The sequence below is a fragment of the Streptococcus sp. HMSC062H02 genome (assembly GCF_001813005.1).
Classification (GTDB): domain Bacteria; phylum Bacillota; class Bacilli; order Lactobacillales; family Streptococcaceae; genus Streptococcus; species Streptococcus oralis_S.
Window position 1 is genome coordinate 1 of the sequence record NZ_KV811109.1, and the last position, 15,633, is coordinate 15,633.

Annotated in this window: 18 protein-coding genes; all 18 read right to left on the reverse strand. The window is 34.0% G+C overall.

Features of this window, described 5'->3' with window-relative positions; genetic code table 11:
- Positions 1 to 21: 21 nt before the first annotated feature.
- Positions 22 to 2,526: an ATP-binding protein gene (locus HMPREF2885_RS03645; RefSeq protein WP_070657121.1), complete on the reverse strand. Its 2,505-nt coding sequence runs from the start codon at positions 2,524 to 2,526 to the stop codon at positions 22 to 24.
- A complete protein-coding gene (locus HMPREF2885_RS03650; RefSeq protein ID WP_000439933.1) occupies positions 2,510 to 2,902 on the reverse strand; it encodes a TcpE family conjugal transfer membrane protein in 393 nt (130 codons plus the stop codon). Before HMPREF2885_RS03650 ends, HMPREF2885_RS03645 begins: the two co-directional genes overlap by 17 nt.
- A gap of 7 nt (positions 2,903 to 2,909) precedes the next feature.
- Positions 2,910 to 3,128, reverse strand: a complete 219-nt coding sequence (locus HMPREF2885_RS03655) for a TcpD family membrane protein (RefSeq protein WP_044020978.1) — start codon at positions 3,126 to 3,128, stop codon at positions 2,910 to 2,912.
- Positions 3,129 to 3,133: 5 nt separating this feature from the next.
- Positions 3,134 to 4,069, reverse strand: a complete 936-nt coding sequence (locus tag HMPREF2885_RS03660; RefSeq protein WP_083307416.1) for a conjugal transfer protein — start codon at positions 4,067 to 4,069, stop codon at positions 3,134 to 3,136.
- 27 nt (positions 4,070 to 4,096) lie between these two features.
- Entirely contained in the window at positions 4,097 to 4,570 is a 474-nt protein-coding gene (locus HMPREF2885_RS03665; RefSeq protein ID WP_070657124.1) for a hypothetical protein, read from the reverse strand.
- Positions 4,567 to 5,061 carry an antirestriction protein ArdA gene (locus tag HMPREF2885_RS03670; RefSeq protein ID WP_315940781.1) on the reverse strand — a complete coding sequence of 165 codons (495 nt, stop codon included), beginning with the start codon at positions 5,059 to 5,061 and terminating at the stop codon, positions 4,567 to 4,569. The genes HMPREF2885_RS03665 and HMPREF2885_RS03670 overlap by 4 nt, the downstream gene beginning before the upstream one ends.
- Entirely contained in the window at positions 5,058 to 5,270 is a 213-nt protein-coding gene (locus tag HMPREF2885_RS03675) for a hypothetical protein (RefSeq protein ID WP_070657152.1), read from the reverse strand. Before HMPREF2885_RS03675 ends, HMPREF2885_RS03670 begins: the two co-directional genes overlap by 4 nt.
- A 19-nt stretch (positions 5,271 to 5,289) precedes the next feature.
- On the reverse strand, positions 5,290 to 5,619 hold the full coding sequence (locus tag HMPREF2885_RS03680; RefSeq protein WP_261674085.1) for a hypothetical protein: 330 nt from the start codon (positions 5,617 to 5,619) through the stop codon (positions 5,290 to 5,292).
- A gap of 97 nt (positions 5,620 to 5,716) precedes the next feature.
- Positions 5,717 to 5,989 (reverse strand): hypothetical protein, encoded by a 273-nt coding sequence (locus HMPREF2885_RS03685; protein WP_070657129.1) that lies wholly within the window; start codon positions 5,987 to 5,989, stop codon positions 5,717 to 5,719.
- Between the two features lie 237 nt (positions 5,990 to 6,226).
- A complete protein-coding gene (locus HMPREF2885_RS03690) occupies positions 6,227 to 6,559 on the reverse strand; it encodes a hypothetical protein (protein WP_070657131.1) in 333 nt (110 codons plus the stop codon).
- Between the two features lie 9 nt (positions 6,560 to 6,568).
- Positions 6,569 to 6,751: a hypothetical protein gene (locus tag HMPREF2885_RS03695; protein ID WP_148131127.1), complete on the reverse strand. Its 183-nt coding sequence runs from the start codon at positions 6,749 to 6,751 to the stop codon at positions 6,569 to 6,571.
- Positions 6,752 to 6,762: 11 nt separating this feature from the next.
- Complete coding sequence (locus HMPREF2885_RS03700) at positions 6,763 to 7,017, reverse strand: hypothetical protein (protein ID WP_070657136.1); 255 nt, start codon at positions 7,015 to 7,017, stop codon at positions 6,763 to 6,765.
- Positions 6,986 to 8,203 carry a replication initiation factor domain-containing protein gene (locus HMPREF2885_RS03705; RefSeq protein ID WP_070657139.1) on the reverse strand — a complete coding sequence of 406 codons (1,218 nt, stop codon included), beginning with the start codon at positions 8,201 to 8,203 and terminating at the stop codon, positions 6,986 to 6,988. The genes HMPREF2885_RS03700 and HMPREF2885_RS03705 overlap by 32 nt, the downstream gene beginning before the upstream one ends.
- Positions 8,204 to 8,466: 263 nt before the next feature.
- Positions 8,467 to 10,206, reverse strand: coding sequence for an FtsK/SpoIIIE domain-containing protein (locus HMPREF2885_RS03710; RefSeq protein WP_070657142.1), 1,740 nt, complete (start codon positions 10,204 to 10,206; stop codon positions 8,467 to 8,469).
- Positions 10,207 to 10,225: 19 nt separating this feature from the next.
- Positions 10,226 to 10,654 carry a hypothetical protein gene (locus HMPREF2885_RS03715; protein WP_070657145.1) on the reverse strand — a complete coding sequence of 143 codons (429 nt, stop codon included), beginning with the start codon at positions 10,652 to 10,654 and terminating at the stop codon, positions 10,226 to 10,228.
- A gap of 26 nt (positions 10,655 to 10,680) precedes the next feature.
- Positions 10,681 to 10,989: a hypothetical protein gene (locus HMPREF2885_RS03720; protein WP_001062688.1), complete on the reverse strand. Its 309-nt coding sequence runs from the start codon at positions 10,987 to 10,989 to the stop codon at positions 10,681 to 10,683.
- Positions 10,990 to 11,082: 93 nt separating this feature from the next.
- Positions 11,083 to 14,010, reverse strand: coding sequence for an SspB-related isopeptide-forming adhesin (locus tag HMPREF2885_RS03725; protein WP_070657146.1), 2,928 nt, complete (start codon positions 14,008 to 14,010; stop codon positions 11,083 to 11,085).
- A gap of 156 nt (positions 14,011 to 14,166) precedes the next feature.
- Positions 14,167 to 15,633, reverse strand: a 1,467-nt coding sequence (locus HMPREF2885_RS03730) for an SEC10/PgrA surface exclusion domain-containing protein (protein ID WP_070657154.1), incomplete at its 5' end; no start/stop codon positions are given.

Consider the following 15,633-nt stretch of genomic DNA (forward strand, 5'->3'; position numbering starts at 1 on the left):
TTTTTTTTCATATTTCCCCCTTTAAACTGCAACCAATTCTGTTTCTACTGTTTCAAACAACTCCATCAATTCAGGATATATTGTACCATCTACTGTAATTCGTTCCTTACGTCCAAATGTATCATAGTAAATACATTGCCCCATTGTTTGATTTTCAAGCCAAGCACGTGACAATTCATCATCTTCCACTCGTAGGTGTTCCAAGATAGCCCCTGTTTCAGAATTTTCAGGGAAAGCAAATACCGTACCAAAACCAGTTCCATCTTCACTTGTTTTCAAGTCTTTTACAGACTGAGTAACCAGCACTAGGAAATTATTGAATGATCGTCCAGTACGCTTAATGCGATTCACTACTTGTCGTCCAGCAGGAGTTGACATAATCTGCCATGCTTCATCAAGGAATAACATTGTTTCCTTATCTTTTTCACGTTCACCAAAAATCGCACAGAAGTAGGTCAAAGAATACATAACTGTCAGACTACGTAATTGTGTTTCAGTCATTTCATCTTTATCAGTTCCTTTTGGCATATCCAAACCTGTAATTTCAACGATTGTAATTTTATTATCAACCTTCAGAACATTTTGACTACCATCAGAAAAACAAAGTGACAACAAAGAATTTCTTGAAATCCGTTTAAGGAAATATCCAGCAGTCTCAACTTCTTCTTTTGAATTTTTCTCCAATTCATCAAAGACTTGTAACATACCGACTTTCTCACCAGCTTTTCTACGTTCAAGCACTTTATCAATCGAATCTAGCAGATAAGGTTGAACCTTGATATAGGTATCTTTATCCAATACAGAACCAACAAGTACAGTCGCTAACTCAGTCAATTCTGCTTCATCTTGTAAGAATGAGAATGGATCAAGTACACCTTGATTCTTCTTATCTTTCATATCCAAAGTAACAAAGTTGATTGACTTAATATAGTCCTGCAATTCCTCAAATTTACCTTCTGCTTCTAATTTTGAAAGCACAGCTTGATATTGTCTTTTCATTTCTGCTTTTGGATCAATATACAAAACTTTTGTTTTCAATAACGAATGATAAGTAAATAGTAACTTCGTCAAGAATGACTTACCATTCCCTGTAGAACCAGTTATAGCTGTATGTGGATTGCTTGTTTCTTTCCCCTTTATACCAACCTTATTAGCTTGTAACAAGTTTGAAAATACAACATTGGTACTTGAATCAAGAGCCTTCTGAAAATCTCCATACCATGAGGAAATCTCGTTATCCACTCGACCAATAGGAAAACCAATTTCTGTTCCAACCTTCTTCGTTGTAAACATCAGATTCTCACACAATCCACGTAGGCTTCCATATTGAAGGAATGATTCCCTTCCGTTATCAAGAATTTCTGTCAATCTACTCTTATAGAACAAATAGATTCGATCAGCAACAGCCTTGACAACTTCTACTTCCAACTCTTTCAAACGTGCAAACAGAATATCAAATTTAAGATTCAATTCTTCTAAACTGTCTGCTGTAATCGTCAAGGTATGAAGATAGGTAATCATCAATTCTTTATTATCATGTTTCTCTTGAAAATCTTCCAATAACTGATGGCTTTCCAAAACTTCAATCTTTTGAACATCATCATTTTCTGCTGTTTCCTCAACTGTATTTCCAAGATTCTTACGCTTATTTCTTGCTCTTGAAAACAAAGAGAAGAAACCTTTTTGAGTAGAAAATCGAATCTTATATACACTATCTACAGGAAATTCAAGATTTTGAAGTTCCTCTTGTAGATGAAGATAAGATACATTTTTAGGATAAGAAACAACAGGTATTGTCGCCACATAGCTAGTTTCTTGACCATTGGTCAACTTCAAAGCGTTTCCGTCAACAACCTCAATAATCGTTTCATCTACATTCTCAATAGAATTTTCAAGTGCAATCAACTCACTTTCTTTATCATAGTATTGACCACCAAGAAAATGAAGTCGATTCAACAATTCCAAGTCTGCTTTCGCAACTTCCTTCACATTCAAAACATGAAGTTTCGTCTGAACCATATCTTTCTGATTTTGCCATGTTTTCCACCAATCAATTTTTGGTAGTTCTTCAAAACCAGCCATCTTCAGCACATTTTTACGATAGGTTGAAATCGTCTGTTCAATCGTCAGTTTGAAATCAGAGGTCACATTGACCGACTTCAAAGGAACTACAATATAATGCTTATATTCAAAAAGATAGCTTACTTCTTCTTCCAAACGTGACTTCATTGTAGAAATCACATAGTTTCCTAAAGGGCTTGTCCCTTGACCTTGCTCAATATCTTGCGCCAATAAAGAAATCTTCTTAGCCAGTTCTAAATCAATATGCAAGCTATAAATACTTACATCATTATACTCATGCAGACTAGCCAAACAATTATAGACTAAATCTTTGCTTGTCTCTTTCTTATTATCTTCAATCGTATTAACAATTTGTGATTCAACTTCAAATACGGACAAAACCGTTCCATCTTTCAGCAGAATCAAACCATCAGCGATTGACCAAATATTATTCGTTAATTCCACGCTTAATCATTCTCACTTTCTCATGTTTAATTCCTTTACAAATATATATTTCCTTTCTTTGACTATCGTATTCCTTCCAAAAAATCAAATATTCATAGATGAATCGAAATAGTGTTTTCCCATCTAGTTTGTAATCAGCCAGCAAGTTCCCAAATCGCCAACCAGCAAATAAAGAACCCATAAATCGCCAACCCCAATCCAAGGAAGGAATAAAGCCTAGCAAAAACCATACAATGACTAGAATCACTAGGCAATAGACAATCGCTGACATCTTAACAGCAAAGGGCAAACTATAATCATCATTCAATTTATGAACCCATACAGGCTGTCTAAATGCTGTCGTATAGACATATAACTTTTTGTCTTTTCTTTCCATTCAAAACCTACTTAAACACTTCTACAAGTTTAGACCAAAGCGAGCCAGTAGCCTTCAATACAGTTTCAGGATTGTCTAAAAAGTAAATAATAAAACCAGCAATCATAACTGTCACAAAAATAGTTCCCAATTTTTGATCCTTCCATGCCTTCAATGCTTTTGTACCAGCAAAAAATGCTACTGCTGGAATACCGAGTTTTGCTACTAAAAATTGAAATAATGCCATTTATTTTATTCTCCTTCATCATCTTTCTTGTTATAATCTAATGGAATTGTATGATCCATTTTTTCTACGAAAAAGCTATCTTTATCTTCTCGTAATTCAAAGCTAAAGTTCTCACTATGAGTTGTACCTGCAACTTCAAAGGTCACTTGCACATAAGCAAGAATCTTACCATCTTTTTCTTTAAAGTAGGTATAATCTAAACTCTTAAATGAAGCACCACCAATAGACTTAATATCTTTTGAAATCAAGTCTAGGTTTGCTTGACTTGTCGTATAGTTCTTAAAGAATAGTTCCAAGAAAGAAATCAATTTCTTGCGTTTTCCTTCTTCTAAATCATCTTTAGCAACCAAAGAGACCATACTATCCTTTTCTACTCCGTCAGCTTTAAAATCACTCACAGGTGAGAACCAGGGCAAACCAGCTACATAATATTTACCATCTTTTTCACCGTATGGAATCGAAAATTCAATCCCTACACGCTGACTTTTATCATCTTTCTTCGTATCATAAATAACACGATAAACAGCCACACCATCTTTCGCTGTCAGCATTCTTGCACTAACTACTGACATTTCTTGTTTCAACTGCCCTTGATTCTTCACATCAGGAACACTACCATAATAGTTATTCAGTTTTGAAACATCATCATCAGACGAACCAGCTTGTGAATTATAGGTAAAATATCTTGCTACATATCCATCTAAAAACTGTTCCAACTTACGGTCAGTTTCTTTTTTTGTTTCAACAACTGCTGTATTCGATAATCTTTCATTTACCTTAACAGCACTTTTGATTGAAATAAACATTGTTAAACCACAGAGAAAAAGAAAAAAAGCCAAGCCAAATAAAAAAATCTGATTCGATCTCTTTTGACTTATCTTCTTCATTTTGACTTGCTTTTGTTTTTCTTTTCGTGGTTTTTTCAACTCAAAATTTCTCAATATATTTCCTTCCTTTTTTTTTAAAATTTAAAGAACAATCTTTCTATAAAATCCAACAGGAGTATTTAAAATTTCTCCTTGATCTATGAATCCCTGAAACACCGTCACCCAGCTTCCACATCTAAAAAAGTAATTTATAACTGATTCATAATCTAACTCTTTTGTCAACTCAACCATTGTCTTAACTTCATCTTTAGAACAAAATCTATAATATGTAGTTGCAATTTGAGTTACAGGCACATAACGCTGCAACTGAAATTTCACAATGAACTCGTCGCCATCATACAACTCCAGTACAGCTTTTTTCAGCAAGTAAACCTCTTCAAGCGACATGATTTTATCAACTTCCCAATCTGTAATACCACAAATAAGAAAGTTACCTTTATCAATCCCTCTTTCATTCATTCTTTCAAGAATCTGCTCTTGAGTAAATCTCATAATATCCAGCTCACAGAGAAATTCAAAATTTCCTTCTCTTAAAACTCTTATATTCGCTATCATTTTGAAACAAAGTAACCTCTACCAGTAAAGCTACCACCTTCTGAAAGACTAACAGCACGACCAAACTTCTCATAATCAAAATACCGTTTTAATGTTTCAATCGAATAATTGAAATCATCTTCTTCAACAGTATGTTTTCCTAACTCATAATAAGTATTAACATCAGGGTATAGCCAACAACCTTCAAAATCAGCATTTAATAAGGAAAGTGCATTAGATTTTTTACATTCAATAAATGTAAGGACTAAATTTTCTTCTACATTTTCCAATCTTTTAGCAAGATCATTCGCTAAATCTAAAGTCAAGCCTTCACAATCTAAGGTAGGTAAAGATTCAATCGAATCAATAGTTACCTCAATTTCTTCACCTTCATAGCCAAAACGTTCAGCAACTTCTTCACTAGAAATTGGAAGCAGGACACGACAAGCGACTCCTTTATAAACAACCAAAGCCATTAAATCCATTTTTTTGTTTTCTCCTTCCTTAATCAACCTTCCACCTGTCTATTTAACTGTTCCAAGTCAGCAACACTAAATAGACCATAACCAATAAATCCTGAACCCTCATAATCAACAATTTCAATCTGTTCATCATAAGAGCCAGTCAAACCAATTTGAGATAACTTTCCAAAATATAAGGGCAAGCTAAACCAAGCCTGCCTTACATTCTTTGGATTCTTAATCAACACTCTTGAAGCCATATTCAACACCTACTACTCTTTATTGCAAAAAGTACCAGCTATCGCCCTCACGACCTAAAAAGACATAAGAATCACCTAGACGACTAGCAATTTCTTCTTCGTGTTCTTCTAAATAAGCAGACAAGCGATCTTCATTGACTAACTGCTCATATTCTCCATGATTCAGAATACCAGCAAAATCAATTAATGCTTCCTGCGTATCAACTTCTGTAAATGAATTGATATACACATTGTCAGGATTGCAACCATCAAATTGTCCAAACTCCACACCGTCAAAATGTTCATTTAAACGCTCAATAATCTTCTCAGGTTCATCAAGGAATTTTTTCCATAAGCGTAATTTCCACAAATATCAGAATAACTATCATAAATAACTTTAATACTCATTTTTTCTCCTTTCAAAAAGAAAAAAAGGAAGCCAAACTTGACTTCCTTCATCATTTCAATTAAATTGAAGCTGAACGCTCAAAGCTACTACCAATCGCAAAAGCACGAGTTGTTACCTTGTTAAGTTGTTTGTTCATATCATAGTAACTACTCAAATCACGCTTGATACACTCAATAACCTGATACGGTAGTTGCAATTCTTCATCATTTTTAAGAAGCGAACTCAATTCACCAGCATGCTTCCAAGCTAAATCAAATTCTTTTGACTTCAATTTTTTAGCAAGTTCATTCGACAGTTCAATAACTTGTTTATCTTTTCCTTGTAATGCCATTTTTTATACCTCATTTTTTCTTTATTTTTTTCATTATCCAGCAACTAAGCTGGTGAACGTTTTTTAATTTTCATTCAAAAACTAACCCTCCTATAAAAAACAAAATAAATATCATAATAGAAAATCTCACACTCCCTATCAGTACATAAAAAAGTACAGATACAGCCAATCCTAAAATAGAGTTTAAAATCAGATATTGTATGATTTTAAAAATCATCTTAACAATTTTACCCATTTTTAAGTCCATCTTTCTAAATGATATTTCTTAACCAGCAACAAATACATACTTTGTCTTTCTTTCTGATCACGTTTCATCAACCCAAACAGCAGCAACTTTCGCTTAATATCTACTTCGTTTGCTAAAAAATCCTCATACTCTTTGGTAAGTCTTTTTACCTCTTGCCAGTCTTTACGATTTTTAGTCTTTCTAAAGGTTTGACATTGAATATCTATATAATCTTGATAATTCCTAGCTTTATCACTTGTCACAACTCCTTCATAGAAATACCGAGCAGGAATTAAAAAAACTAACTTTCTCAATTTTTCATCAGTGATTTTTTTCTTACTCATAACTAAACCTCACACAAATAAATCAAAAGGGCTCCATTTTGCTATAAGCATAGTAAAAAGTAGTATAACTAAAATCAAACCCAGTAACAAAATCAAACACCCTTCAAGAATCCCTACTGATTCATTATCTTCAACTCCTAAGACATTCTTCGTTAATAAACTACCAACAGGCTCTTTCTCCTTATCTTTCATATACTGTCCTCTCAATCTGCCTTCTTCTTAATATCAAGAATCGCATTCACTTCATCAGGCATTCTTGACCAGTCAATCACATAGTCCTTAAAATAAGGCAAAAACATTCGCTCAGATTCTATAGGTATAACTGTTAGATTTTCATTCCCTTCAAAAGAAGGTAAATAGTGACTAATTGATTTTAGCCCACGATCAGTTGAACATACCAAGTTACTGTTATTTACTACTACAGAATCAGTACCTACTTTCTTGTAGATTTTTCTCATAAGCTACCCTCGCTTGCTCCAATTTTTTCCAGTTTTTATCACTTATTTCTCCATCAAAAAGAATCTTCTTTAGCTTATTATCACCAGTGATATTCTCCCACTTTTTTATTAAAGCAGTCACACCTGATACATTTTCATTCAACCACCTATACTGTTTATCAAAAAAACCAGTTTCTACAGGTGAGGTTGAAAAACCAATCTTATCAACTTCACCTAAAAGAGAATACCACTCACGATTCAAAACTTTATCGCCATTCATTCTTTCAAAGACTTTTATCTTACTGTTTATCACCCATACAGCAAGCCTAGCCATATCAATTTTTTCATTCAACGATTTTCTAACAAATTCCAAAGCGACATCATCACACATTCTTACTTCATAACGATTTTTGAATTTCAATGACGAATGAATCAAATCTATATCAAGACCAAGTTTCTTTGCCTGCTCAATATCTTTTTGATAAAAACAGAAATGATATGCAGATTGCCTTGAACCAAAGTAAATCGTTTTTGCTTTTCCATATTGACCATTATCTTCAATCTGCTTCATTGTCAATCGACTTTCAACCAAACCACTATCCCAAAGGTCAACCAGCTTACCAAGTTCAAAATTGCCCTTTTCGTTATACTTTTCATCTAGCGCTATATCAAGCCGAGGAATATTCATGAATTTCCCTTCACCTTGTGAAATAGTACGCTCATACTCAAAGCAACGAATAAAAAAATCCCTCCAATTTGACTTCTGCTCATTTTCAAAATACCACTCATATTGTCTACATGCTTGACCTTTCAACTCAATCATACAGCCCATATCTTCCCTTTTCTTTGAAATGAAAACATTGATATTTTGAAAAGTATATTTTGTATCATATCCTGAACCACCCTTTTCTTCTTCAAGAAAAGGCTTATTTTGGAGACATAACACCTTCGCTATCACATCTATATAATCTTGTGTTTTAAACGTTACCTTGACATAGTCAACTTTTCCTTCCAAAGAAAATCCACTATCTCGCACACCTTCCTTAAAAGCTATCAACGCATTCACTTTAGAGTCATAAGACTCAGGAATCTCACCAGCTTCTTTCCATCTATACAATGTTGCTCTATCTATTTCTAAATAGTTAGACATTTCTTGATCTGAAAAAGCGTACATCTTTTGTACCTTACTTAGATTCTCGAATTCCATATTTCTCCTTACTTTTCAATAGTGTTGCATTTTTTAAGCCCAAAAAGTCAGTATTATCAAGGCTTTATGCTTCTACGCACATCTTCTACCCCCCTATTAGTCATAGGGGGTTAATTCGCACAATCCAGCCTGCTAGTACACGCTAGTACACGCAGTCGCTCGTCGCACTCGCTTCCTCGCTCCTGCTACTAGCTACTAGCAAGCTGGATTGCACCAACTAGCACAGTAACCAAAAAAAGAGGGGAAAATCCCCTCACAACTAACTAAAAACCATATTCATCAAAAGGAAAATCTTCCAAAATCTCACTCCAATTTTGGGTTGTATTCTGTTTCAATTCAAACAAATCCTTTATGATATTTCTTTGAACCTCATTCAAGTACACTACATTATCTTCCTTTTCAAATTCCAAAATACCATCTAACTTATCTACCAAATTCTTCATTGAACCAGCAGACACACCAATTTCTTTAGAAAACGCAAACGTTCTTACTAAATCATTTCCACTTTCTTTTTGTTTACTAGACATCAACTCCTGGATCAATTCAGGACTAGCCTTTTTGACTTCCCCTTTTTGCAATTCCTCTTGTGCTTCCATTTCAGCTTGAAGATTTTCTTTTTCTTCTTCTGATAATACAGCATCAGGATTTTCCAAAGGATTGAAAGGATTATCTCGTCGTTCAATCTTCTCATATTCATCATAAAATGAGAATTTCTTTTCAAGCAATGGAGAATAAAATTCTCTTGCGACTTCTCCATATACGCTAGCATACCCACGACCATAGACACGCTTACCACCTACAAACTTCACATACTTAAATTCCTTATTTTTATTGACTTCTCCAAACGTTAAATCATAACTGATTTCGTCCAATCGTCCAACAGAAATACGGAAATTTATATTAGCTTGCAATTTTGAACCTAAATCTTCCCTTGCAGGCTTCTGCATAGCAATTATTCCAAAACAACCAGCTTGCCTTCCAAGGAATAAAAATTGACCCATAGCATTGTCTAAACGCTGCCTAGTTTGAAAATCAAGCATAGCACACAAAGCGTTATATTCATCACAAACCAAAAAATAAGGTTCAAGACCATACTCATAGAACTTCTTCATATCCTTATCGCCATTCTCAGCACGTTTTTGACGAATATAAGCATATCGTGAAAACATAATATCTACTCCTCTTTCAATCATAGCTACTACATCTTCTGCATTATAAGCAATTCTACCTTCAAAAGCCTTCTGTTCAGCCATTGTCACAAAGTCAGCTTGTTTTGGATCACCAATATCTACTACACCTTCTTTTGCCAAAGCTCGAATCAATGTCCTTAATAGAACAGTCTTACCACCACCAGTACCACCAACTACCAGCAAATGAGGATCATCAATAGGATTCCAATATAGATTTTTCATCAACTGAATACCATTATCAGAAAACTCCACATCAGTTACCTTGATTCGATTTAAGAAAGCAGAATAAGCTAGTTTGTAGGTTTTAAACTTTATATCGTCCTGAACTTCCATAAAGTCCATGAAGAAAGTGGTTTCTAAATCACCACCAATCTTCTTGAACTTATCCTGAAACTTGTTTCCAGCCATTTTAAACGCAACTTCCAAATCATAGCGATTCTGTTTCAAATAAACCGTTGGAAATGTAACCTTATCAACTGTTCCTGATTCAGTTTTAACTTTTTTTGTATATGTATATCCATTCTCTTTAAGAAAGAAAGCTAGTTTAGCAAGTCTTTCTATCTTTTGAAAAAAGAATACTCTTTCTTGTGATAACCAAGTCAAATAAACACTTAAACCAATTATCAACATCAGCATAACTACTGAAACAACAATAGAAAGAATATCTACATTCTTAATTTTCTCAAAATTGGAATAAACAAAAAAAGCTAGTATAGGACTAAACAACAAAAAGAAAAAAGAAAAGATATAGTACCTTAGATTCACCATATAAGGTTTAATCTTAATTCCACGATATGCAGGAAACAAACTCATATCTTTTCTCCTTTAAAAATTATCCCTTATGTTCCTGTTTTTGCTCAGGTTTTTGATCATGCTTCTGTTCCTGTTTTGCTTGACCAGAACCTACACGCTTAACATTTTCAGCACGCAAAGCAAAAGCATGGCCTTTGACCTCAGAAACATTGTTATTTCCACGTGAAATTGTATATGTATCATCATAAATCCAAATTGTGGCATCACCAACAAGTTCAACTTCAGACATCATAGAAATATCTTCTACAGAGATACCTTCTTCCAATTTAATTGGAATAATTTCTTGCATCTTATCTGAGAAAACTTCTGCATGCGTTGGATAATCAACAGGCGAACCATCTACCATTTTAAAGTTTTCAATAAAACTGATAAATACCAGTTTACCAAGCAATTCTTTTGCATTTACAGGGATTTCTGCATTATTAAATTTACGAATACTAAAAGCCATTATTTTTTTCTCCTATTTTCTATAATTTATTTCTCAAAACGCAATTCAGTTGCTTCAAATTGAATCTCTTCTTTTGTACCAACCAAACGTGTCACCATATTAAGCCCTGAAACAGACTTAACAAATGTAAGACCTCTTGTTTTTGGAACATCAGAATTAGCCAATCCATATACACGAATAGTTACCGTACTTTGATTTTCCCCTGAAATCTCAAATTCTCGGAAAGGTACAAAATCATCATACGAACCATTTACTACTTCACGAAATTTTGGACTAACAACAACTTTAGTACCAATCACATTCAATCCCACAGGGAGTTTTTTAATTTTTGCCATTTTTTCAATTTCCTTTTCTATTTACATTTTTTCTTTTTTTAAAAATAAAAGGACGATAATTCCTGTATACTTACCGTCCTATAGACAACATTCTTAATCTTTCTTACGCTTCACACCCACTAAACCTAGCATAGACAAGATACCAGTACCAACAAATCCAAGCATACTAGAAGCTGTTCCAGTATTCGGAAATGAAGGTTTTTTAGGTTCTTGTGGTTTTAAAGGTTCAGGAGTATGAGTTGTGACTCTCGCTTCCATTTCTTGACCATTGACAATATTAACAAACGTATTCTCAACATCACCACTTGCTATACGTTCAACTTCGATATAAAAATCAGCGTCAAACGTTCCTTGTACTCCAAGAGAGTTCAAGAACTCTTTATCAATGGTATAAGCCCACTTACCGTCTTTTTCATTCCAGAAAACTTTAACAATCTTCCTGATGAACTCAGAATTTGTACTTTGGTCAAACTCGAATTGGAAGGCATAGACAGAGCCTTTAGCAATCTTATCTCCAGCCTTAACAACTTTTCCATCAGAAAGAACTACATCATATGGTAACACCATATCTTTTCCTGCTACATATTCTGTACCACGAATGATACCCTTCCAGCTACCAGTATAGCGATCATGCTTCACATCTAACTTATCAATACCATCATACTGATAAAGTGTATCATGTTTTGTAGGAACAGTGACACCATCAAGAAGATATTGAATGAACTCTCCTACCAGCACCTCTTTACCATCGAGAACATTTTTACCTGTTTTATCAAGTGCATGCTTCTCTGGCTTCACATCAGGAACTTGAACAGTTACCAAGTTAGAAATATAGCTATTTCCATAATCAACTTGATAAAAGTCATTTTTCACCAACTCAGCCTTCTTAACAAGCAAACGAGCAGGGAGATCAATCGTGATATTCTTAGCTTGTTTTACATAGTTCTTATAGAATGAAGCAGAATCTTTCGCTACAAACATATAGAACTCACCTTTTGGATTCAAACCAGCTTCCTTCAAAATGTTTTGAATTTCTTGTGTACGTTCTTTATCCGACAAAACATGGTACATCTTGAACAAATCCTTAACATTTTTACCTGCAGAATCCTTCATAGTGATTTTACTTTCATCTACTTGATATGCACCATCTTGAACATCATCAACCATAGCCCATGTTTTAGCTACATTTTTTGAATCAGCAGTAAACGTTGAATATGGTTTGTAGTCAGTTGTCAAACTAAATTTTACATTCTTATCAAATGTATTAGCACCATCAATATTATGTCCGTATGTATCAACAATAGCCTTAACAGGTTTTGGAGTTGATGGTTTCACACGCAAGCGTGAATAGTTCACTTTTACTGTAGGCGCTTTTGGCCGTTCAGGCAATTCTTTTGGTTTTTCCAATTTTGGTTTTGGAATTTCTTTAGTGTCCTTTTCTTTCAATACAGGCTTAACAGGTGGCTTTTTCAAAACATTAATTGGTACAGTAGCACTTGCCTTACCAAAAATTCCTACAGCCCAACCATTTCCACTAAAAATTTCTTCATCAGAAGGTAAATCTTTCCCTTCTGCTCTTGCCTTATCATAAGCCCATTTCCGTTCCAATTCAACTTTTTTAGCTGAATGAACTCCTTCACCATTATGGTAAACAAAATTCAAAGTAGAACCATATCCAACAGATAAAATAGAACCACGAGGAATATCAGCTTCATCTTTTACATTAGCATATCCAAGATCTCCAGCCTTTACTCCCAATTCAGGTACATCAGAAGTCCAAGGAGTTTTATATTCACCCTTATAAAAATCCTTGCCATCACGCTTAACCTTCTTCACATCAGAACCATCAGGATTCAAAACAATACCTTCTGTACCATCTTCATAAGTCAAATTCAACTCTTGTCCATAGTCAACATCATTAAACATAGAAACAACAGCAAGAGTTACTTTCTTATTATCTTTTTCAAGATAAAACTCAATCTTAGTATTAAATTGAACTAAGTTTCCATAAACAAAATTCATAGAACCACTATTATCTAGCTTATGAATCGTGATTTTTGTAGTTGATAAAGGCTTTCCATTTTCCTGCCATTCAGCCTCAACATCATTAAATGTGAAACGAGCAGAGATTTTCTCACCTTTTTCATTTTCAGCTACATTATGTAATGTAAAAGAATCTCCCTTCTTAGGGTTATAAATTTGACCAAAATAACCAGAAGGATTTTTAATTAAATCAGCACGACTACCAGTAATAGTTGTATCACTATGCAAACCAATATAATCTTTAACCTTCAGTAAACCTTCAACACCTTCAAAAGAAGCAGTAAATTTCTTATAATAGTTTACACTACCACGTTGGCTTTCGTCATAATCACCATAAATCTTAACATTAGGTTTTTCAGCTTTCAAACCTTTCTTAGCAAGTTCTTCTTTCTGCTTATTATAAACAGCTAATTCTTTATTATATGTTTCCAGCTTCTTGTCATACTGAGATTTAAGATCAGCATTTTCTTTTTCTACCTGTTCATTAAAGGCTTTTTGATCTGCCACAGCTTTATTGTAAGTAGCTTCTTTTTCAGCGTTATCCTTTGCGATACGCTTATTTTCTGCTTCAATCGCCTTACGCTCGGCTTCATTGTTAGTTTTAGCGTTTGTGTAGTCAGCAGTTGCTTTTTCAACTTCTTTTTCCTGCTTCACATAATCAGCTTCAATTTCTTTTTGCTTTTCTGCAACAGTTTCAGAAGTTGCAACTCCTTTATCCTGAACAGCGACAACTTCTACCTTGACACCAACTTCTTTCGCTTCTTTTACAGCTTTATCAAGAGAATCATGAGAAATAGGAACATCTACCTCACTTTTCTTCTCAACAGCAACAGGTTTATCAGTTGAAACTTCATCAGCCGATACAGTACCATTAACTACCATACCCAACATTGCAAGTGCAAGAATAACTCCACATGCACCAGCTACTTTTGTCTTACGGATTGAACCATAAGTTTTAAATTCTTGTGATTTTAACATTAAATAATATTTCTCCTTTTTTTAAATCATTATCTTATTTTTTTCTAACCTCATTTTTAAGATGGTGAACGAGATCGCTTAAACACAATTAAAATCATCTTTTTTCTCCTTTTCTACAAACAAAAAAAGCCAGTTTCAAACTGACTTTTACCTAAATCAAACCCATTTCCCTGAATAGTCCACACGATATTTACCTTGAACAATTTCATTACGAGCATAAGAACCATCAGATTTCAAATAATACCATGAACCATAATATGAATCATAAACCCATTCATTCACAGCCATAGCACCACTAGATTTGAGATAATAGCTACCCTGCCAAGCATTGCTTACCATATAGCCACCACTCTTAAAATAATACCATACACCATCAATCTTCAACCATTGATGATTGACATAATCTCCACCTGACTTCAAATAGAACCATGAGCCATAATATGAATCATAAACCCATTCTTTATCTGCCATCTTTCCATCTGACTTCAAATAATATGAACCTTGCCATATATTTTTAACATAAATACCGTTCTCATTCAAATAGTACCATGCTTTATAAGATGGATCATATACCCACTCACTCTCAGCCATTCTACCATCTGACTTCAAATAATATGAACCTTGCCATGTATTAGTCAAACGTTTGCCAGCATTATAAAAATACCAAGAACCATTCTCTTTTAACCAACCATTCTTACTAACAGATGAATTCCCCTGTTTCGGTGATGAAGCATTCGTTTTTGGTTTATCCTGTTTTTGTGTCGATTGAGAAGATTTCATACTAGCAGAATTCTTCTTATTCTGTTCCTCCTTTCTTATTCTCTCCTTTTCTTTTTCTTCCTCTTCATTTAACCTATCAATTTCCTTAGAAATCTTTTCATATTCTTTATAAGAAACTTGTAATTTTTCCAGCTTACCTTTTTCAGATTCCAACTCTTTTTCTTTCTTTCCAAGAATTGACTTTCTGTTACTTTCTGCAGTATTCGCAGGAGTTTTTGTACTAAAATTCTTCTTAGTTGATTTTGAAAGTTGATCATCAGAAACAGTGATAAAACTCATTTCTGTACCATCTTTCAACAGATTCATTGAAAATCCAAAATATTCAACCTTACTAGGTTCACCCCAATTTAAACCTGAAATAGAATTGGCATGAAGAAATTCATCACCATCATAAAGAAATCTTAAAATTCCATCATAGATAGCACGCTTTAATTCAGCTTTAGTAGATTGTTTCGAACCCGAAGAATACCCTACACTATTTTCATAATATTGATAACCATACTCTTTTTCTTCATCTTCCTTACTAGAAGTAGGCAATCCGTATTCTCTAGCAACCTCATTGATTCCCTTCACATAGTGCCAATCCGAAATTCCTCTATTAGCTTCCTTTACCTTAACAGAAAGTTTACTAGCAAAATCAATAGACGATTGAGCAAGAGTTAATTCAGGAGTTCCCATTTGCCTTCTTACTTGATTTATCATATCAAAGGCAAAATAATTCAACTCGATCACTACATCTTTAGGAAGATTATCCACATCATAAACTTCTACTTCATCAGAAGCAACCGTTACAAAGTTATTCTTCTGCAATACTAACTTTGCACTTTCAGATTTTAGTATTTC

What these genes read in the sequence shown, in the direction of transcription:
- HMPREF2885_RS03710 (WP_070657142.1), bottom strand. Translation starts at nt 10,206, where the DNA reads ATGAGTTTGTTTCCTGCATATCGTGGAATTAAGATTAAACCTTATATG.
- HMPREF2885_RS03705 (WP_070657139.1), bottom strand. Translation starts at nt 8,203, where the DNA reads ATGGAATTCGAGAATCTAAGTAAGGTACAAAAGATGTACGCTTTTTCA.
- HMPREF2885_RS03695 (WP_148131127.1), bottom strand. Translation starts at nt 6,751, where the DNA reads ATGAAAGATAAGGAGAAAGAGCCTGTTGGTAGTTTATTAACGAAGAAT.
- HMPREF2885_RS03685 (WP_070657129.1), bottom strand. Translation starts at nt 5,989, where the DNA reads ATGGCATTACAAGGAAAAGATAAACAAGTTATTGAACTGTCGAATGAA.
- HMPREF2885_RS03720 (WP_001062688.1), bottom strand. Translation starts at nt 10,989, where the DNA reads ATGGCAAAAATTAAAAAACTCCCTGTGGGATTGAATGTGATTGGTACT.
- HMPREF2885_RS03715 (WP_070657145.1), bottom strand. Translation starts at nt 10,654, where the DNA reads ATGGCTTTTAGTATTCGTAAATTTAATAATGCAGAAATCCCTGTAAAT.
- HMPREF2885_RS03690 (WP_070657131.1), bottom strand. Translation starts at nt 6,559, where the DNA reads ATGAGTAAGAAAAAAATCACTGATGAAAAATTGAGAAAGTTAGTTTTT.
- HMPREF2885_RS03650 (WP_000439933.1), bottom strand. Translation starts at nt 2,902, where the DNA reads ATGGAAAGAAAAGACAAAAAGTTATATGTCTATACGACAGCATTTAGA.
- HMPREF2885_RS03655 (WP_044020978.1), bottom strand. Translation starts at nt 3,128, where the DNA reads ATGGCATTATTTCAATTTTTAGTAGCAAAACTCGGTATTCCAGCAGTA.
- HMPREF2885_RS03725 (WP_070657146.1), bottom strand. Translation starts at nt 14,010, where the DNA reads ATGTTAAAATCACAAGAATTTAAAACTTATGGTTCAATCCGTAAGACA.
- HMPREF2885_RS03665 (WP_070657124.1), bottom strand. Translation starts at nt 4,570, where the DNA reads ATGATAGCGAATATAAGAGTTTTAAGAGAAGGAAATTTTGAATTTCTC.
- HMPREF2885_RS03675 (WP_070657152.1), bottom strand. Translation starts at nt 5,270, where the DNA reads ATGGCTTCAAGAGTGTTGATTAAGAATCCAAAGAATGTAAGGCAGGCT.
- HMPREF2885_RS03700 (WP_070657136.1), bottom strand. Translation starts at nt 7,017, where the DNA reads ATGAGAAAAATCTACAAGAAAGTAGGTACTGATTCTGTAGTAGTAAAT.